15 protein-coding genes are annotated in these 19,526 nt (G+C 62.3%); 7 read left to right on the top strand and 8 right to left on the bottom strand.

The window, feature by feature from the left end:
- Complete coding sequence (locus HMPREF2996_RS06065) at positions 1-1,059, bottom strand: Cj0069 family protein (RefSeq protein ID WP_010189357.1); 1,059 nt, start codon at positions 1,057-1,059, stop codon at positions 1-3.
- 289 nt (positions 1,060-1,348) lie between these two features.
- Here HMPREF2996_RS06065 and HMPREF2996_RS06060 point away from each other — a divergent pair, with 289 nt between their 5' ends.
- The 3 genes from HMPREF2996_RS06060 to HMPREF2996_RS06050 all read left to right on the top strand — a co-directional run bounded on the left by HMPREF2996_RS06060 (position 1,349) and on the right by HMPREF2996_RS06050 (position 4,692).
- Positions 1,349-2,209 (top strand): sulfurtransferase, encoded by an 861-nt coding sequence (locus HMPREF2996_RS06060; protein ID WP_070730540.1) that lies wholly within the window; start codon positions 1,349-1,351, stop codon positions 2,207-2,209.
- A 141-nt stretch (positions 2,210-2,350) separates the two neighbouring features.
- Positions 2,351-4,123, top strand: a complete 1,773-nt coding sequence (locus HMPREF2996_RS06055; protein WP_070446385.1) for an ATP-binding protein — start codon at positions 2,351-2,353, stop codon at positions 4,121-4,123.
- An 11-nt stretch (positions 4,124-4,134) separates the two neighbouring features.
- On the top strand, positions 4,135-4,692 hold the full coding sequence (locus tag HMPREF2996_RS06050; RefSeq protein ID WP_070730537.1) for a GNAT family N-acetyltransferase: 558 nt from the start codon (positions 4,135-4,137) through the stop codon (positions 4,690-4,692).
- 502 nt (positions 4,693-5,194) lie between these two features.
- Here the strand turns inward: HMPREF2996_RS06050 and HMPREF2996_RS06045 are convergent.
- The 4 genes from HMPREF2996_RS06045 to prpD all read right to left on the bottom strand — a co-directional run bounded on the left by HMPREF2996_RS06045 (position 5,195) and on the right by prpD (position 12,456).
- Complete coding sequence (locus tag HMPREF2996_RS06045; RefSeq protein WP_070446389.1) at positions 5,195-8,626, bottom strand: pyruvate carboxylase; 3,432 nt, start codon at positions 8,624-8,626, stop codon at positions 5,195-5,197.
- Positions 8,627-8,813: 187 nt separating this feature from the next.
- Entirely contained in the window at positions 8,814-9,962 is a 1,149-nt protein-coding gene (locus HMPREF2996_RS06040) for a bifunctional 2-methylcitrate synthase/citrate synthase (protein WP_070446391.1), read from the bottom strand.
- A gap of 49 nt (positions 9,963-10,011) precedes the next feature.
- Positions 10,012-10,944, bottom strand: a complete 933-nt coding sequence (gene prpB / locus HMPREF2996_RS06035; RefSeq protein ID WP_070730536.1) for a methylisocitrate lyase — start codon at positions 10,942-10,944, stop codon at positions 10,012-10,014.
- Positions 10,945-12,456, bottom strand: coding sequence for a 2-methylcitrate dehydratase PrpD (gene prpD, locus HMPREF2996_RS06030; RefSeq protein WP_070446395.1), 1,512 nt, complete (start codon positions 12,454-12,456; stop codon positions 10,945-10,947).
- 168 nt (positions 12,457-12,624) lie between these two features.
- Here prpD and HMPREF2996_RS06025 point away from each other — a divergent pair, with 168 nt between their 5' ends.
- Both HMPREF2996_RS06025 and HMPREF2996_RS06020 read left to right on the top strand, forming a co-directional pair.
- On the top strand, positions 12,625-13,932 hold the full coding sequence (locus HMPREF2996_RS06025) for a short-chain fatty acyl-CoA regulator family protein (protein WP_070730533.1): 1,308 nt from the start codon (positions 12,625-12,627) through the stop codon (positions 13,930-13,932).
- Between the two features lie 123 nt (positions 13,933-14,055).
- Positions 14,056-14,826 carry an Ltp family lipoprotein gene (locus HMPREF2996_RS06020; RefSeq protein WP_070730531.1) on the top strand — a complete coding sequence of 257 codons (771 nt, stop codon included), beginning with the start codon at positions 14,056-14,058 and terminating at the stop codon, positions 14,824-14,826.
- A gap of 48 nt (positions 14,827-14,874) precedes the next feature.
- Here HMPREF2996_RS06020 and HMPREF2996_RS06015 read toward each other — a convergent pair whose 3' ends face one another.
- The 3 genes from HMPREF2996_RS06015 to upp form a co-directional block, all read right to left on the bottom strand.
- Positions 14,875-16,299 carry an NAD(P)H-quinone dehydrogenase gene (locus tag HMPREF2996_RS06015; RefSeq protein ID WP_070446399.1) on the bottom strand — a complete coding sequence of 475 codons (1,425 nt, stop codon included), beginning with the start codon at positions 16,297-16,299 and terminating at the stop codon, positions 14,875-14,877.
- Between the two features lie 72 nt (positions 16,300-16,371).
- A complete protein-coding gene (locus tag HMPREF2996_RS06010) occupies positions 16,372-17,553 on the bottom strand; it encodes a M20 family metallopeptidase (protein ID WP_010189384.1) in 1,182 nt (393 codons plus the stop codon).
- Positions 17,554-17,671: 118 nt separating this feature from the next.
- Positions 17,672-18,307, bottom strand: coding sequence for a uracil phosphoribosyltransferase (gene upp, locus HMPREF2996_RS06005; RefSeq protein WP_010189385.1), 636 nt, complete (start codon positions 18,305-18,307; stop codon positions 17,672-17,674).
- A gap of 61 nt (positions 18,308-18,368) precedes the next feature.
- On the opposite strand from upp, the gene HMPREF2996_RS06000 reads away from it, so the two are divergent.
- Positions 18,369-18,653 carry a hypothetical protein gene (locus HMPREF2996_RS06000; protein ID WP_070521391.1) on the top strand — a complete coding sequence of 95 codons (285 nt, stop codon included), beginning with the start codon at positions 18,369-18,371 and terminating at the stop codon, positions 18,651-18,653.
- Positions 18,653-19,519 (top strand): C40 family peptidase, encoded by an 867-nt coding sequence (locus HMPREF2996_RS05995; protein ID WP_070730528.1) that lies wholly within the window; start codon positions 18,653-18,655, stop codon positions 19,517-19,519. Before HMPREF2996_RS06000 ends, HMPREF2996_RS05995 begins: the two co-directional genes overlap by 1 nt.
- Positions 19,520-19,526: the final 7 nt, after the last annotated feature.

Genomic DNA, 19,526 nt, shown 5'->3' with positions numbered 1-19,526 from the left:
TTATGCGTGCTTGGCCTCCACGCGCTTGATGGCTTCAGCCGCCACCTTTTCCTGGATGCCCATGTCCAGCTCAGAGGTGAAGCCCACGCAGGAGCAGTTGATCTCACCAAGGACATAGGTGTCTTCGCCGTTCTCACCGTCCGCCAGCATGAAGTCTGCGGTCCAGATCAGTGGGATGTTGTCACCACCGAGCTTCTCTGCAATGACCGGGCGGACCTCAGCGAACATGTCGACGAGTTCCTGCCACTCCTCCGGCTTCTGGTAGGTGTACTTAGCACCGGAGAACAGGGTCGCGGAGAAAGCGTCACCGCCCTCAGCCGGCTTCTTGTGCACCACGAAGACCGGATCCGGGCCCACGAGAAGAATACGAATCTCGCCTTCAACGATGCGCGGCATGAAGCGCATGTCCACGAGCATGCCGTTGTCCCCCACGATGTACTGGTCGCAGAAATCCATAAACTCGCCGAGCTCGCGCTCCTCGGTGTGGTTGTCCACAGCCTCGGTGCACTTGATCTTGGTGTCGAGAGGCAGTGCGGTGCCCGGTTCGACGGACTCGGCCAGCTTCTCGTCGGCAAGGCGCACGCGCCAGATGCCGGAACCAGTGGAACCGCGGTTCTGCTTGAGCACGCGCTCGCCGTAGGACAGGGAGGCCGGGAAGGTCTTGTGGAAGGACTCGACGTCGTAGTAGGCGGCGGTGTCAGCCGGAACCAGGTCCGTGTCATTGAGCTTAACCAGGGCATCCTTGGCGCCGTAAGCCATCATCTCGTACGGGGTGGACATGCCGACTAGGCCGGCGTCGGACAGCTTGGTGAGCAAGTCGAAGTAGCCTTTCTCACCGCCCGGGATGTTGCCCGGGTTCACGCGGGAAATGTAGGCATCGAAGTTCTCAGATACATACTCAAAGAGCTTCTCAGACCACTCGGGACGGTAGAACACGACCTCTGCGTGCCAGCCTGCATCCTTGATGCAGTCGACGATCGGCATGGTGTCCTTACGGTGTCCATTGATCTGCTTGTCGGATCCGCCCTCGACCTCGAAGACGACGATTGCCTTGTGCACAGTGCTTCCCTTTCGCTAGGGGGTTAATGAGTGTCACTTCTTAAAATAACCCAGGTTAGGCCTGTTCGCTCACCTGAAGAAGCGACGCCAAAATGCGATAAAAGTCGAGCTTAACGCAGTTTGTGGCCCCTGACCTGCACACTTGTTATAACCAGTGCACGGGAGCTAGCACCCTACGGCACAAAAATGTATCCAACACCACAAAGAGCCCTCCCCCGTGACCACTTTTCGGCCGAGCACGCTAGAGTTGAAGCGAACGTTTCCCCTTAACGAGAAAGGCAGGTGGACCGTGGCCGAATTCGACCCGAATCCCCCTTTCCAGGAGTACGCGCACCCTGAGCGCCTCGTGTCCGCACCGTGGCTATCCGCGCGACTGGGCATTAACGGCCTCCACGTGATCGAGGTCGATGAGGATTCACTCCTCTACGATATCGGCCACATCCCCACCGCTATCCGTATCAACGTCCAGACGGAACTGCTCGATAGCACGACGAGGGACATCATCAGCGCCGAAGACTTCACAGCCCTCCTTCGCTCGAAGGGCATCGAGCGCGATGACACCGTCATCCTGTACGGCGACAAGTCCAACTGGTGGGCTGCATTCGCCCTGTGGATCTTTGAGCTGTACGGCCACGAGGACGTGCGGCTTCTCGACGGTGGCCGGGACGCCTGGATGTCCGAGGAACGCGATACCTCTTTCATGGTCCCCGAACCATCCGCGTCCTCTTACCCGGAGGTTTCCCGCGAAGAATCCTCCCGCATCTTTGTCGATGAGCTGCGCGGCTCCACCGCCACCGTTGTCGACACCCGCAGCCCAGACGAGTTCTGCGGCGAAGCCGCCTTCAAGAACGGAACCGGCGAGTCCGCCTACGGCACCACCTTGACGCACGGCCATATTCCCGGGGCCATCAACTTGGAATGGGATCGCGCGGTCTACCCCAACGGCTGCTTCCGTGCACTCAGCGAGCTCAAGGTCAACTATGGCGAGCTAGAGCCCGCAACGGAAACCGTCCTTTACTCGCATGTCGGCGCTCAGGCCGCACACACCTGGTTTGTACTCAAGTACCTGCTCGGCTTCGACAACCCGCGCGTCTACGATGGCTCGTGGGCAGAGTGGGGCAACATGGTTCGAATGCCCGTTGAGCGTTAAGAACACACCGAATTAACCCCGCATCCACGCTGGTGCGGGTTTATTTTTTGACACGAAACCAAGATGTGAAGGTATCCTCATGTTTTGGTGTGCAAGAATAGTACGCAGTCCTATCAGAAAAAATGGAGGAGGGTTCCTGCCGTGGCAGTTGAAACCAAGAACATCACCAAGGTCCTCGTGGCCAACCGCGGTGAGATCGCGGTCCGCGTTATCCGCGCGGCTCGCGACGCCGGCATCGCATCCGTAGCGGTCTACGCTGAGCCAGATGCTGACGCCCCATTCGTCACGCTTGCCGACGAAGCCTTTGCACTCGGCGGTCAAACTTCCGCAGAGTCATACCTCGACTTCAACAAGATTCTCGACGCCGCCTCCAAATCCGGCGCCGACGCCATCCACCCCGGCTACGGCTTCCTCTCCGAGAACGCCGATTTTGCCCAGGCCGTCATCGACGCGGGCCTGACCTGGATCGGCCCCTCCCCGAAGTCCATCGCCGACCTGGGTGACAAGGTCACCGCCCGTCACATTGCCGAGCGTGCTGACGCTCCCATGGCACCGGGCACCAAGGATCCCGTCGCCAGCGCAGAGGAGGTCGAGGCCTTCGCCGACGAGCACGGTCTACCGGTTGCCATCAAGGCCGCTTTCGGTGGCGGTGGCCGCGGCATGAAGGTCGCCCACACCCGCGAGGAGATCAAGGACCTCTACGAGTCCGCCACGCGCGAGGCCGTCACTGCTTTCGGCCGTGGTGAGTGCTTTGTCGAGCGCTACCTGGATAAGGCCCGCCACGTCGAGGCTCAGGTCTTGGCTGACCAGCACGGCAATGTCGTCGTCATGGGCACCCGCGACTGCTCCCTGCAGCGCCGCTTCCAGAAACTCGTTGAAGAAGCTCCTGCCCCCTTCCTCACCGATGAGCAGCGCGCCTCCATCCACGAATCTGCCAAGCGCATTTGCCGCGAGGCCGGATACTACGGTGCCGGCACCGTGGAGTACCTTGTGGGCGCCGATGGCCTCATCTCCTTCCTTGAGGTCAACACGCGCCTCCAGGTCGAGCACCCCGTTACCGAGGAAACCACTGGCTTCGACCTCGTTCGCGAGCAATTCCGCATCGCCGAGGGCCGCGAGCTTTCCATCTCCGAGGACCCGGCTCCGCACGGCCACGCCATCGAGTTCCGCATCAATGGCGAGGACGCCGCTGCGGGCTTCATGCCAGCCCCCGGAACCGTCGCCACGTACTCCGAGCCTTCCGGCCCGGGCGTGCGCATGGACTCCGGCGTGCGCGAAGGTTCCGTCATTGGTGGCCAGTTCGACTCCATGCTGGCCAAGCTCATCGTCTGGGGCCCGGACCGCGCGACTGCCATTGCGCGTGCACGCCGCGCCCTAGCCGAGTACCGCATCGAGGGCCTGCCCACGGTTATCCCCTTCCACCAAGCAATCCTCACCGATCCCGCCTTCACCGCCGAGGACGGTAATTTCACGGTCTACACCAAGTGGATCGAGGAAGAGTGGGTAAACGAACTGCCTGAGTACACCGACACCACCGAGGCTCCCGAGGACGAGGAACAGGAGGCCGCCCAGAAGTTCGTCGTCGAGGTGGGCGGCCGCCGTATCGAGGTGGCCCTGCCGGGCAACCTCCTCTTGGGCGGTGGCAATAAGCGCAAGAAGTCGAAGAAGCGTCGTGGCAAGGGGGCGTCGGCAAACGTGTCCGGCGACACCGTGACCGCGCCGATGCAGGGCAGCGTCATCAAGGTCGCCGTCGAGGAGGGCCAGGAAGTGGAAGAGGGCGAGGTCGTTGTCGTCCTCGAGGCCATGAAGATGGAGAACCCCGTCAAGGCCCACAAATCCGGCACCGTGACCGACCTCAAGGTGTCCACCGGCACGCAGATCAACAAGGGCGAGCCGATTCTGGAGATCAAGTAGCCTCGGAAGGCATGAGCGTTAACGATTCCGAGTTCGGCGTACGGTTGGCCAAGGAGCACGACCGTACCTACCTCTCCCGCCTTCTTTTCCTCGCCGATGTCCTCGGTGACGAGGACGCCCATATCGGTGATTTCCACACGCCTGATGTGGGGCTGTACGTCGACGAATGGTCGCCCCATGTCGACGGCGGCGTCATCGCCGTCTCCAGCCACCGCGTGCCCGTTGGTGGCGCGTGGCTGCGCTACTACACCACTGAAACGAAGGGTGCTGCTTACACCGGCAATCCAGAGGCCGATCCTTTTGATGAGTCCCAGTGGGCCACCGACCTGGATCCGGAGGAGATTCCCGAGCTCTTCCTTGCGGTGGAGTCCCGCTACAGGGGCTTGGGCGCTGGGCGACGCCTCCTGCGCAACACCTGCGACCTCGCCGAGGCGCAGGAAGCCCCGGCTATTTCGCTGTGGATTGAGCCGGAGAACACCGGCGCCCGCAAGCTGTATGAATCCGAGGGCTTCGTCGACATCGACGTCCCGGGCCGCCCGGATGCCCACGTGATGCTCAAGCGCTTCTAGCAGCACAAGTCCGCAAAAGGGTGTCGACTATACTCGACGCTTTCTCGATTTCCCCTAGAAGTGTCGACTATACTCGACACCTTTCGCGGCGCGCCTACGGCAGCGCGAAGAGCGACGTTGCTCACCCACCGCGGATCCAAGTCGGGCCACAACGACGGTTTCCGTATAACACTGCACGTATCTTCGCGAAAACGCGACTAGCTTCTTCGCTCCCCTCGCAACGCGCAACGTCTACGTGCCTCCATCGACATGCGGGAGGCATCTGGCAAAAGGCGTCTGATAAAAGGCATCAGTCAAAAGGCGTTTTCACGGCTGAAAACGCCTTTTACTCAGTGCAGATGGCGTTTTTGGACCCAAAGATGCCTTCTGCCAGATGCCTTTTGCGAGGCGCCCTCCTGACTTAGGTCAATGTAGTGAGGAAGAATCCCATCCCACCGCCAAAACCACCAGGGAGCAGCGCAAAGAATGACGCTGCTCACCCATCCATGACCTAAGTCGGCCTTTAGTTGATGACCGCGATGAGGTCGCCGCCCTCAACCTTGGTGGCGGCGCCAATGGCGACGCGCTCGATGGTGCCGTCCTTGGTGGCGGAGATGGAGGCTTCCATCTTCATGGCCTCGATGACGGCGATCTGGTCGCCGGCCTTGACCTCGTCACCCGGCTTGGCGGTCGGGTTCACCACGCCGGCAAACGGTGCGGCCACGTGGCCTTCGTTGGACGGGTCAGCCTTCTCCACGGTGGCGACGGTGGACTCCACATTGTTGTCGCGAACCTTGAGCGGGCGGATCTGGCCGTTGACGTTGAGTACGACGTTGCGGATGCCCTTCTCGTCCGGCTCACCCATAGCGTCAAGACGCAAGGTGATGGGCTTGAGGTCTGCGCGGTCGTTGGAGCCCTCCGGGAAGTGGTGAACAATGTAGTCCTTACCTTCTTCCAGACCGTAGAAGAAGACGGTATCCGTCAGCGCCTCGGTATTGCCGTAGGTGCGGCGGAACTCGTTGAACTCCTCGAACTGCTTCGGGAAGAGCAAGCGGTTGAGGGAGGCACGGCGCTCGGTGGAATCATCCGAACTCAGGTGCTTCTTCTCCTCTTCGGGGACGGGCTTGACGGCGACGTCGCCAGGCGCGCGGCCTTCCAGGACCTTGTCGCGCAGCGGCGGCCAGCCACCCGGAGGCGTACCGAGCTCACCGCGTAGGAAGGCGATGACGGAATCCGGGATGTCGTACTTGGTGGGGTTGGCCTCGAAGTCAGCCGGGTCCACGCCAGCACCCACGAGGTGCAGAGCGAGGTCACCGACCACCTTGGAGGACGGAGTCACCTTGGTCGGGCGGCCAAGCATCTCGTTCACCGCAGCGTAGGTGTCCTCGATAACCTCGAAGCGGTCCTCCAAGCCCAGCGCGGTAGCCTGCGCGCGCAGGTTGGACAGCTGGCCGCCCGGAATCTCGTGGCGGTACACACGGCCGGTCGGGCCAGGAATGCCCTTCTCGAACGGCTGGTAGAGCTGGCGCACTGCCTCCCAGTAGGGCTCCAGGTCGGAGACTGCTTTGAGGGAGATACCGGTGTCACGCGAAGAGTTGGAGAACGCCGCGATGATGGCTGACAGCGATGGCTGAGAGGTGGTTCCCGCTAGCGGTGCGGAGGCACCGTCGACGATGTCCGCGCCAGAGAGGGCCGCCGCGTAGTAGGTAGCCAGCTGGCCACCCGCGGTATCGTGCGTGTGCACGTGAACCGGCAGATCAAACTCCTTGCGCAGAGCCATGACCAGCTTGGATGCGGACTCCGGACGCAGCAGGCCTGCCATGTCCTTAATGGCCAAGACGTGGGCGCCGGTGTTGACGATCTCTTCGGCCAGCTTGAGGTAGTAATCCAGCGTGTAGAGCTTCTCATCCGGGGAGCACATGTCGCCGGAGTAGGCCATGGCAACCTCGGCCACGGTGGTGTTGGTCTCTAGGACGGCGTCGATAGCCGGGCGCATCTGGGTGACGTCGTTTAGCGCATCGAAGATACGGAAGATATCCACGCCGGACTTAGCAGCCTCCTGCACGAAGCCGGTGCACACATCGTTGGAGTACGGCGAGTAGCCCACGGTGTTGCGGCCACGCAGCAGCATCTGGATGTTTTGGTTCGGCATGGCCTCACGCAGCAGATCCAGGCGCACCCACGGGTCCTCCTTGAGGAAGCGCATGGCGACATCGTAAGTAGCACCACCCCACGCCTCCACGGAGTAGAGTTCCGGGGTCATGCGGGCGACGGCTTCAGCAGCCGTGACCAGAGCGGTACCGCGCACGCGGGTAGCCAGCAGGGACTGGTGAGCATCGCGGAAGGTGGTATCGGTGACCGCCAGAGCATCCTGCTTACGGATCTTTTCTGCCCACTTCTTCGGGCCCAGCTCCAGCAAGTCGTCACGGGAACCGCGCGGCAGCTCGGAGTTAAAGTCCAGATCCGGCAGCTTATCGAAGGGGCGCAGGGTGGTCGGACGCTCACCGTTCGGCTTGTTGACGGTCACGTCAGCGATGTAGTCGATGATGCGGCCAGATTCGTCCACAGCCGGCGGGGCCTTCAGCAGGTCCGGGTGCTCCGGAATGAAGCTGGTGTCCACGCGAGTGTTGACGAAGTCCGGCTCGCGCAACAGAGCGCGCAGGAAGCCGATATTGGTGGCCACGCCGGCCACGGTGAACTCGTTGAGCGCGCGCTGCGCACGGGCCACGGCTTGCTCGAAAGTGACACCGCGGCAGGTCATCTTCACCAGCAGCGAGTCAAAGTTCGGGGAGATCTCCGCGCCGACGGCCGTTGCACCGTCGAGACGCACGCCCGCGCCGCCCGGCGAGCGGTACTGGGTCAGCGTGCCGGTATCTGGGCGGAAGCCGTTAGAGGGGTCCTCAGTGGTGATACGGCACTGCAGTGCCGCGCCGGTGATGTGGATATCCTCCTGCTTGAGGCCCAGCTCCTCCAGGGAGAGGCCCGCGGCAATCTGCATCTGGGACTTCACGATGTCCACGCCCGTGACCTCCTCGGTCACGGTGTGCTCGACCTGCACGCGCGGGTTCATCTCGATGAAGACGTGGTTGCCCTTCTCATCAACAAGGAACTCGACGGTACCAGCGCCCTCGTAATTGATGTGCTCGCAGAACTTCACGGCGTCCGCGCAGATGCGGTATCGCAGTTCCGGGTCCAGCGTCGGCGCCGGGGCAATCTCCACAACCTTCTGGTGGCGACGCTGCACGGAGCAGTCGCGCTCGTACAGGTGCATGACGTTGCCCTGGGAGTCAGCCAGAATCTGCACCTCAATGTGCTGCGGGCGAATGACCGCGGTCTCGAGGTAAACATTGCCATCGCCGAAGGCGGCCTCCGCCTCGCGGGAGGCCTCAGCGCACTTGGTCTTCAGTTCTGCTTCGTTCTCGATGAAGCGCATACCGCGGCCGCCACCGCCGGCCACTGCCTTCACGAAGACGGGGAACTCAAAGTCCTTGGCGTACTCCGCCAGCTTGTCGACGTCCGTCGAGGGCTTCGAGTCCTTCAACGTAGGCAGCCCTGCTTCCTCAGCTGCAGCCACAGCGGCGGCCTTATCGCCGGTCAGGTCGAGGGTCTCAGCCGTGGGGCCGATGAACTTGATGCCGTTGTCACGGCAGGCGCGAGCCAAATCTGCACGCTCTGAAAGGAAGCCATACCCCGGGTAAATGGCATCCGCACCGGACTTCTTGGCGGCGCGAATAACCTCATCGATATCGAGATAAGCCTTGACCGGCTGACCCTCGGTACCGATACGCACGGCTTCATCCGCGAAGGCGCGGTGGAAGGAGTTGCGGTCTTCTTTGGGATAAATTGCAACGGTCTTGGAACCGACCTCAAAGGCGGCGCGGAAGGCACGCACGGCAATCTCACCGCGGTTGGCCACCAAGATCTTGGAGAAGGACTTGTGGGCGGTATCAGACACTAGGAGTGATCCTTTCAGATAGGAACAATACGAAGACAAGGATAGTGTCCGAGGCGACAACGCGGGCGAGAATCGGCTTATATGTCAACAGGAATCCACACGCTGCACATAGTCGGACAAAGAAGAAAACCAGCCCACGAGAAGAAAGTTTCGTGCGCTGGTTTTACGCTGACTAGGTCCGCTTCTCTTAGATCTGCTTCGGAGGAACGGAGCGCTGCTCCTTGCCGTTGTAAGCAGACAGCGGGCGAATGAGGGAGTTGTTCTCGTTCTGCTCCACGATGTGTGCGGTCCAGCCAGTGATGCGGGCCATCACGAAGATCGGGGTGAAGAACTCGATGTCGAAGCCCAAGATGTGGTACGCGGGGCCAGCCGGGAAGTCCAGGTTCGGCTGGATCTTGATGGAGGTGTTCTCGTACATGGTCTTAGCCATCTTCTCGTACATCTCCACCCACTGCTCCTGGCCGTGATCCTTGGCCAGCTCGCGGAAGGCAGCCTCCATGGTCGGAACACGGGAGTCACCGTTCTTGTACACGCGGTGACCGAAGCCCATGACGAGCTCCTTGTTCTTGAGCTTGTTGAGCGTCCACTCCTCTGCCTTGGCCGGGTCACCGACCTCCAGGAAGTTCTTCATCACGGCCTCGTTAGCACCACCGTGTAGCGGGCCCTTCAGGGCGCCGATGGCGGCGGTAACAGCGGAGTAGGTATCGGACATCGTGGAGGTCACCACGCGGGCAGCGAAGGTGGACGCGTTGAAGGAGTGCTCCGCGTAGAGGATGAGGGACTTATCAAAGGCCTCAATATCGGAGCGCGACAGGGCTGGGGAGCCTTCCTCCTCACCGAAGACCATCCACAGGAAGTTCTCCGCAAAGCCCTTCTTGCGGGAAGGCTCGAGGTATCCCTCGCCACGGCGGCGACGGATGTCGAGTGCGACGATGGTCGGCAACTTCGCCATAAGCTCCAGCGCGGTGCGGCGGATGTGCTCGGAGTCCTTGGTGTACTCCTCCGGATCCTGGGAGCCGATGAAGGAGACTGCGGTACGCAGCACGTCCATCGGGTGGCAGGACTTCGGCATGGAGGTGATCAGGTCGATGAGGTGGCGGTCCAGGTGACGCAGTGCCTTCTCACGGGCGGAGAAGCGGACCAGCTCATCCTGGGTCGGCAGCTCGCCATTCCACAGCAGGTAGGCAACCTCCTCGAAGGAGCAGTAGCGGGCCAGCTCCTGCACCGGGTAGCCACGGTAGGTCAGGGAGTTGGTCTCCGGGACAACCTTGGACACGGCGGTCTCGTCGACGACAACGCCGTACAGGCCCTTGCGGATCTCTGGGGTTTCAGACATGGTGTTTCTCCTTAAGTGGGGGGCCTAGCGTGTGGGCTAGGCCGGGGGATTAGTCAAAGGTGGGCTTGTAGCTGTCCTTGGAGTACGTGAACACGCTCTGGTCGAAGGCGTTGTACTCGTCGTAGCGCACCAGCTCGTAGAGGCGGGAGCGGTGCTGCATGCGCTCGAGCCACTCCTCGGATTGCAGTCCGGTCTCCTGCATGTCGCGGAGGAATTCTTCGGTAGCACCCATGGCCACGCGCAGGGTGGACACCGGCCAGATGACGGCGTTGTAGCCCAAGTCCTCAATGCGCTTAGCCGACAGCAGCTCAGTCTTGCCGAACTCCGTCATGTTGGCCAGCAGCGGGGTGTCCACGGCGGCGCGGAACTTTTCAAAGTCCTCCGGCGAGTACAAGGCCTCGGTGAAAATGAGGTCCGCGCCGGCATCGGCATAAGCCTTGGCGCGCTCGATGGCCTCATCGATGCCGTGGATGCCGGCGGCATCGGTGCGGGCACAGATGATGAAGTTCTCATCGCGGCGCTCATTGACGGCGGCGGTAATGCGGCGAACCATGAGATCCGACGGCACGACTTCCTTACCATCGAGGTGACCGCAGCGCTTTGGGTTGACCTGGTCCTCCAGGTGGCAGCCGGCCAGGCCAGCGTCCTCCAGCGCGGCAACCGTGCGGGCGGCGGACATGGGTTCGCCGAAGCCGGTGTCGGCGTCGACAAGCACCGGCAAATCCGTGGCACGGGCAATGTGCCCAGCGCGCTGCGCCACCTCGGTGAGCGTAGTCAGGCCGATATCCGGCAGGCCCAGGTCATTGGCCAGCACCGCACCGGAGACGTACACGCCGCCGAAGCCACCGAGATCCTGGATAAGCCGCGCGGTCAGCGGGTTGAAGGCGCCCGGCAAAGTGGTAATTTCCGGTGCGTTCAGTGCCTCGCGGAAGCTCTTGCGCTTGTCTGCATTGCTGATAGTGGAGCCAAATAGGCCAGCCATTTAGAACAGTCCCTTCGGGGTCTCGGGTGCGGTGGCGATAGCCTCGTCGGTGAGGCGAACGTTGAGTTCGTTCAGGTCGGTGAGGTTCTCCAGGTTCTGCGCGGCAGCGAGGAAACGCTCCTGCTCCTCCTCCGAGACCTTGCCGGCAGCGAGCTTCTTGAACTTGTTGATGTACTCCTCGCGGCCGAAGGGGCGGGCGCCGAGCGGGTGGGCGTCGGCCACCGCGCGCTCATCCTCAATGACGGTGCCGTCCTTGAAGGTGATGACGGCCTTGCCGCCGAAAGCCTTCTCATCCAGGTCGTTGGAGTGGTAGCGGCGGGTCCACTCCGGGTCCTCGACGGTGGAAATCTTGTGCCACAGGTCGATGGTGTCCTGACGGTGCTTGCGCCCGTCAGAGTAGGAGGTCTCGTAGTCCCACTCGCCGTCCTGCAGGGCCACGGCGAAAATGTACATGATGGAGTGATCCAGGGTCTCGCGGGAGGCGTTCGGATCCATCTTCTGCGGGTCGTTAGCGCCGGTGCCGATGACGTAGTGGGTGTGGTGCGAGGTGTGCAGGACGATGGACTCGATGTCCTCCGTCTTCAGGCCCTTCTCCGCGAGGGTCTTCTTGAGGGCAAAGGCCATGTCGATCGGGGCCTGTGCCTGGTACTCCGCGGAGTGCTCCTTGGTGTAGGTGTCCAGGATGGCGCGCTTTTCTTCACCCTCCGCCGGAAGGGGGACGGTGTAGGTGCGCTCCGGGGAGTGCAGCATCCAGGCGATGAAGCCGTCCTCACCTTCCCAAATCGGGGCCGGGGCACCCTCGCCGCGCATGGAGCGGTCCACTGCCTCGATGGCCATCTTGCCCGCGAAGGCTGGGGCGTAGGCCTTCCAGGAGGAAATCAGGCCCTTGCGGGACTGGCGGGTGGCGGTGGTGGTGTGCAGTGCCTGGCCGATGGCCTGGTAGATGGTGTCCACATCGAGGTTCAACATGGTGCCGATACCCGCGGCGACGGACGGACCAAGGTGTGCCACGTGGTCAATCTTCCACTCGTGGAGGCAGATGCCCTTGACCAGGTTAACCTGGATTTCGTAGCCAGTAGCCAGGCCACGGATGAGGTCCTTGCCGGTCAGGCCCTTGTGCTGAGCCACGGCGAGAATCGGCGGGATGTTATCGCCTGGGTGGGAATAGTCGGCAGCAAGGAAGGTGTCGTGGTAGTCCAGCTCACGCACGGCAGTGCCATTAGCCAGGGCTGCCCATTCGGCGGAGTAGTTACCGTCCACGCCGAAGATGGTGGCGCCGCCTTCCTGCACCGGGTGGGCCTGCGCAATGACGCGGGCGGAGGTAACCGGGCGGCGGGTGGCGGAGGCAACGGCCACGGAGGCGTTATCGATGATGCGGTTGATGATCATCTCGGTGGTCTCGGCCGGAACCTCGACGGGATCGGCAGCTACCTTGGCAACCTTGTAGGCCAAGTGCTCTTCAATAGGAAAGTCCTCGGCGGACTTGTGGGTACGTACTTCGTGATTAATCAACGGGATTCCCTCCTAGACCAGAACAACGATTGCGATAGGCATCACACTAACCCCACCCCGTGTGACCTGCCACATGTGTAAACTGTGACTATCTGTTGCAGGGATTTGCGTTAGTTGCAAAACTTGTGGAATCCCCAGCTAGAGCAATCTTTTAGGAGGAAGCAGACTGTGACTAAGCACTACGCGGGGGCGAGAATCCACGCACTACGCAAGGAACGCAAACTCACACAAGCCGCCATGGCGAAGCAGCTGGGGCTATCCACCAGCTACCTCAACCAGCTGGAGAATGATCAGCGCCCCCTCACCGTCACCGTCCTCCTGCAGCTGACCCAGCGCTTCGGCGTTGACGCCACGTACTTTGCAGGGGACCGCGATCTGCGCGCTCTCGCCGAGCTGCGCCAGCTCTTCCCCGAAGCCTCCGAAGCCACCCTTACTGACTTAAGCGGGCGCTTCCCCGAACTTTTACCCCGGCTTGTCGACGCCGCCGCACACACCCCCGCCGAACCCGGCCCTTTCGAAGCGGTCCGTGACTTCTTCTACGACGCCCACAACTACGTCCATAGCCTCGACATAGCCGCCGAGGAGCTCTCCGATTCGCTCGGAGACCGAGTCCTGCGCCGCGGGCGCTTAGCTTCCGTCTTGCAGGATGAATTCGGTGTCACGACGCGATTCTCCTCCTCTTCACCACGGCGCCGCACCTTCCACGACCGCGAGTTGCACCTGCGCGCGGGCCTTACGGAATCCCAACTCGTCTTTGAAATGGCGCTCCAGTACTGCCTGCTGGCCTACCCGGAGCATTGCGCGGAACTCGTCGCCGAATTGCCGGGCGAGGAAGCACAGACTATTGGCACGCTGGGCCTCGCGCAATATTTTGCCGCCGCCGTGACCATGCCTTATACCCAGTTCCTCGCCACTGCGGAGGAAACGCGCTATGACATCGACGTCATCGCGACGACCTTTGGCACTGGTTTCGAGACCACCGCGCAGCGCTTGTCGACGTTACAGCGACCCGGCCACCAAGGCGTTCCCTTCTCCTTCATCCGCACCGACCGCGCAGGAAATATTTCCAAGCGCCAGTCCTCCACCGCTTTCCACTTCGCCCGCAGCGGCGGCTCCTGCCCGTTGTGGGTCGTGCACCGCGCTTTTGAAACGCCCAACCGCATCACGAGGCAGGTGGCCTCGATGCCCGATGACCACACCTACTTGTGGATTGCGCGCTTCGTCCAAGGCCAGGCCCAGGCCTGGGGCACGCCGCGCAAAGAATTCGTCGTGGGCTTAGGCTGCGATATCGCACAGGCGGATCGCGTGGTCTACGCGGATGCGCTCAACCTCTCCCCTTCTGAGGCGACCCCCATCGGCCCTGGCTGCGCCGCCTGCCCACGTCCAGCGTGCCCGCAGCGTGCCTTCCCACAGGTGGGGCGGCCCGTCAGCCTCGACCTCAATGCCACGCCGGTTTCGGCTTATGCCACCTCATAGTTCTTTCATTTTCGCCTAGGCTTTCGAATTTCCTACTGCGATGTCCGGTGGGCTTGCCAAGATAGGACGTGTTCGGCACCACGCCGAGTTCTCTTCCCTCACCTACGCAGGAGGTTCTCTCTCATGCCCAACCCTTATGCAGCTCCTCAGTTCTCTCCGGAACCAACCCCGGTGCAGCCGGCACCACAGAAAAAGAAGGGCGGCTGCCTGAAGTGGGGTGCGGGTGCCGTCGCGGTATTCGTGCTCGGCGGCATCGCCCTCAATGCAGGTTCTGATAGCGATGACCCGACTAACACCGCCTCACCGGAGCCAAGCACAAGCGTCACTGCCGCCAAATCGCTGGAGTCTGCGCTGAGCACCCCGACGCTCGATATCAACCACGCCGTAGTTGACGTGGAAACCGCCGGAGGCGGTACCGGCAGCGATGACAACACCGTGCCCGCAGAACACAAGAATGCTCTGCGCGCGGCGAAGCGTTATCTGGACTTTTCCTCATTCTCCGAAGCTAAGCTCTATGACCAGCTCACGAGCGAATACGGCTCGCAATTCTCACCCGAGGCGGCGCAGTACGCAATGGATCAGCTGGATGTGGACTGGAACGCCGAGGCGCTCGAGTCCGCAGAGAGTTACCTCGATTTCTCCTCCTTTTCCAAGGCAAAGCTCTATGAGCAACTGACTTCCGAGTACGGGGAGAAGTTCACGCCAGAACAAGCTCAATACGCCGTAGACACCGTCAATGCTGATTGGATGGCCGAAGCCGTCGAGGCAGCAGAGAGCTATCGGGAGCTCATGCCAATGTCCGGCTCCGCATTGTTAGAGCAGCTCACCAGCGAATACGGAGAGCAGTTCACCATGGAAGAAGCCCAGCATGCGGTGAGCACACTGGGCTTATAAGAGCGGGCCGTAGATAAATCAGACCCGGGTCTGATTTACGCGAGGTCTTTACTCAAGGTCATCGTGAGCAACGAGGCGGCGGGCCGCCTCCGTGATGGTGCCGGACAGGGACGGGTAGACCGCCAGGGAATCCGCTAGCTGGTTCACGGTGAGCTGGTTGGTCACGGCGACCGCGATGGGCAGAATGAGCTCGGAGGCAGTCGGAGCAACAATCACGCCACCGATGACGCGGCCGGAGGTCGCACGGCAGAAGAGCTTGACAAAGCCGTGCTGCAGCGAGCGCATCTTGGCGCGCGGGTTGGTATTCAACGGCATCGTGATGGTGCGGGCGGCAACCTCACCGGCCTCAATCTCCGCCTGGGTAAAGCCCACAGCAGCAATTTCTGGGCGGGTAAACACGGCGGTTGCTACGGTCTTCAGGCGCAGCGGGGACACGCCCTCACCCAGGGAGTGGTACATAGCGATACGGCCCTGCATCGCGGCAACGGAAGCCAGCGGGAACAGGTCGGAGCAGTCGCCGGCGGCATAGATGCCAGCGACATTGGTGCGGGAAACGCGGTCAACCTCGATGTGGCCGGACTTCGTGGTAGCCACACCAACGTGCTCCAAGCCGAGGTTCTTGGTATTCGGGATGGAACCGATGGACATGATGACGTGGGAGCCGTGAATCTCACGGCCATCCTGGGTCTTGACCACGACGTTGCCGTCTTCTGTACGGGAGACCGTCTCCACGCGGCAGTTCTTCTCCAGCTCCACGCCGCGCTCAGCCAGGACGGTCTCGAGGACGTCGGCAGCGTCGGCGTCGTCGTGCGGCAGAATGCGGTCGCGGGAAGCCACCATGGTCACGCGCACGCCCATCTCGGCGAAGGCGGAAACGAACTCAGCACCGGTCACGCCGGAGCCGACGACGATGAGGTGCTCCGGCTCCTCCTTGAGGTCATAGACCTGCTGCCAGGTGAGGATGCGCTCGCCGTCCGGCTGCGCACCCGGCAGAATGCGCGGGGTGGCACCGGTAGCAACGAGGACGAGGTCCGCGTCGAGGGTCTCAGTGGTGCCATCCTTATGGGTGACATCAACCTTGTGCGCTGCCCCCTTCACGCCATGCTGATCCTCAGAAAAGGCAGCGCGCCCATCAATGACCTTGACGCCGATCTTCTCTAGGCCCGCACGGACGTCACGGGACTGGTTAGCAGCCAGCGCCTGAACACGGCCGTTGAGGGCCTCCAGGCTCAGCTGCAAGGAGCTGAGCTGGTGGTTCAGGCCCATGTCATCGGCGCGGCGGAAGTCGGTGCGAATGTTGGCGCCAGCGATGAAGGACTTCGAGGGCACGCAGTCCAAGAGAACGGAGGAGCCACCGGGGCCCTGTTCCTCAATCAACGTAATGTGCGCGCCGTACTTGGCGCCGGCGGTCGCAGCCTCGTAGCCTGCGGGGCCACCGCCGATGATTACGATGCGGGGGGCTTCCTGTGACACTGTCGCTCCTTTTTTAAAATTCTGCCTATAAGAACTCTGGGAAATCCTTGTCACAGTGTAGTGCTTAGGCGCTTAATCCTCCACGTTGGCAAACTGCTCCGCCACGGAGCCGAAGAGTTTGACGCCCACGCCGATGGCTCGCTCATCGGGGGCCAAATCACCCATATGCAGATCATGCTGCTCGCCTTCACCGGACCAGCAGCCAAGGCGAGCCATGGAGCCGGGCACCTTTTCTAGGTACCACGAGAAATCCTCGCCGCCGGAAGACTGCGGCGCCTGAACCACAGCCTGCGGGTCAATGGCCTGGGCAGCGCTGGCGAGGAGGGCGGTAGAGACGTCGTCGTTAAGCACGGGCGGAACCCCACGGTGGTAGACCAGCTCATGCTCCACACCCAGGGGCGCTAGCACCTGTTCCACCAACTCGGAGAAGAGCGTTTGCATATCCCGCCAGATTCCGATGTCTGCCGTGCGCATAGTGCCAGACACAGAGCCGGTCTCAGGGATCGCGTTCGGGGCATAGCCGGAATTCACCTGGCCGAAGACCAAGACGGTGCCGGTGCGCGGATCGACGCGGCGTGAGAGCAAACCTGGCAGGTCCGTCAGCAGCTTGCCCAGCGCATAGACGACGTCCGCCGACAAGTGCGGGCGCGAGGTATGTCCGCCGGGGCCGGAGACGTTGATTTCCACAACATCGGTCGCGGAGGTGATCGCCCCGGCGCGAACGCCGATACGCCCGACGCGCAGCTTTGGTTCGACGTGCACGGCAAAGATGGAGTTCACGCCTTCGAGTGCACCCCACTCGATGACATCGGTGGCGCCGCCCACCCATACTTCCTCAGCGGGCTGGAAGATGACACGAACACCGAAATCTAGCGGATGCTCGCGATTAAGGTCCGCCAGGGCGCAGGCCGTGGCCAGCGCAATGGTGGTGTGCATGTCATGCCCACACGCGTGCATGACGCCGGGGACCTCGGAGGTGTACTCGAGGCCGGTAACCTCGGTGACGGGGAGCGCGTCAATATCGGCGCGGAAGGCCAAACGCCCAAGTTCCGTATCGGGGCCAATATCCACCATGAGTCCAGTCTCGGGGAAAAGATGCGGCTCCAAGCCGTACTCACGCAGGGTGCGGGACAGGAAGCGGGTGGTTTCCACCTCGTTATTGGAAGTCTCCGGGTGGCGGTGAATATGGCGGCGCCACGCGATGACCTCCGCGCGGTGGTTGCTGAACCACTCACTGACGTAGTCCGAGATCACTGCTTCCTCCTCCGTGGTTTCCTCTTGGGAAGAGTCTACAACTAGACCATGCGGTTCAGTTAGCCGGGCAGGTCACACGCTAGATATACTGAGCGGTCTACCCTGACCGACGGTTTCGCTACAGGTCGATATTGCGGGGGCCATAGAGGCGATCGCCGGCGTCACCCAGCCCCGGCACGATATAAGCGTCCTCGTTGAGGGCCGGATCAATCGCTGCAGTGACCAAGCGAACTGGCAAGCCCGAGTTAGCCAGCGCATCAACGCCCGGCTGGGCGGAGACCATGCAGATCGCCGTGATGTCGGTAGCGCCGCGGTCCGCGAGGAGCTTCAGGGAGTGCAGAAGGGAACCACCCGTGGCGAGCATCGGGTCGACCACGAAGACGCTGCGGCCGCTGAGATCCTCCGGTAGGGCCTCCAGATAAGGCACCGGCTCGTGGGTTTCCTCATCTCGCGCCATACCGATGAAGCCGACCTGGGCATCCGGAATCATGGACAGGGCCGGGTCAATCATGCCCAGACCAGCACGGATGATGGGCACGATAATCGGCGGGTTTTGCAGGCGGGTGCCCTCCGCCGTGGCGACGGGAGTGACGCAATCAAAATGCTCGACGGGCAAATCACGGGCTGCTTCATACACCAGCATGGTGCCCAGGTCTCGCAGGGCGGCACGGAAAGCGGTGTTATCGCTGCGGGCATCACGCATCAGCGTGAGCCGGGAGGCGGCGAGAGGGTGGTCTACTACGTGGATATCCATGCCCTTCACTGTATAAGAATCCGCCGGGAACCGATCAGCGGGCGGCGCAGTCTAAAAAGGCATGACTAGCTTTGACACATTCACTATTGACACCGAATACACCCGCCGGCTGGCACACGAACTGGCCACCGTCTCCCAAGCCTCCGCCACTCCCCCTCCTGCGTTACCTATTGATTCCGTTCTGGGTGGCTTCACCGGCGCATTTAACTCCGCCATGGAAAACCTCGCTGCCCGCCTTGCCCAGGTCAGGGCGGATGCCGGAGCTGTGGCGGACTCCAGCTTCCGCATGGCCCGCGAGGCCGAGGACGCTGACGGTGCTCTTGCTAGCGCCTGTGGAGGTCTGTGATGTTGGAGTCAGCAATCGCTCACATCGCTCGGATGCAGCCGGCACAGCTTCCCGATGTCTCCCTGCCCACTGTGCCCGATCTCACTGCTGCCGGGCCCTTAGCGGAGATAGCGCACGGAGATCCGCGGGCGCTTTTCGCCACCGCACGCCAGGCCACCGAGGACCTTTCCACGGCGCGCTCTGCGCTAGATTCCGCGCGCGGGCTCATCTCGGCGGCCGTCAGGGACCTCATCGGGCTGGGATTCGAGTTGCTCCAGCGCGGACTGCCTTTAGCCTTGGGCTTGCTCATCCCCAACCCAGCCACACAGGCCGCAGCCCGCTCGGCTTTGCAGGCCTTGGCAATGGAGTACGTCGGCAAGGCGATGCTGCGCGTAAAGCAGCTGGCCGGGGAGCTCCTTCAGGCGGCCGCACCCCTCGCGCCCATTGCACAACGCGCGGTGCGCCCTTCAGTGCGCGGTCCGCAGGAGGAAGGCGGAGCACGCCACGCGCTGACCACGTCCTCGTCCTCTGATAGCAAAGGAAGCGCGCAAGGCCAGGCCGCGGTGCAAGCCGCACTCTCCCAGCTGGGCACACCCTATGGATGGGGCGGCACCGGCAACGGCAGCTTCGATTGCTCGGGGCTAACCCAATGGGCTTGGCGCCAGGCTGGGGTGGAACTGCCGCGCACCGCTGAAAGCCAGACCGTGGGCCGCCAGGTGAGCGCGGATGAGCTGCAGCCCGGCGACCTCGTTGTGTGGGATGGGCATGTGGCCATGTACTCCGGTGACGGGCAGATGGTGGAGGCCGGCAGCCCCGTGCAAACCAATCCACTGCGCACCAACAACATGGGGATGGCTTTCAAAGGCTTCTGGAGGCCCACAGGGTAGACTATTT

Origin of the sequence: Corynebacterium sp. HMSC066C02, from assembly GCF_001814945.1 — a bacterium.
Lineage (GTDB): Bacteria > Actinomycetota > Actinomycetes > Mycobacteriales > Mycobacteriaceae > Corynebacterium > Corynebacterium aurimucosum.
The sequence above is the reverse complement of the archived record's forward strand: the minus strand, read 5'-3'. Positions and strand labels throughout refer to the sequence as shown.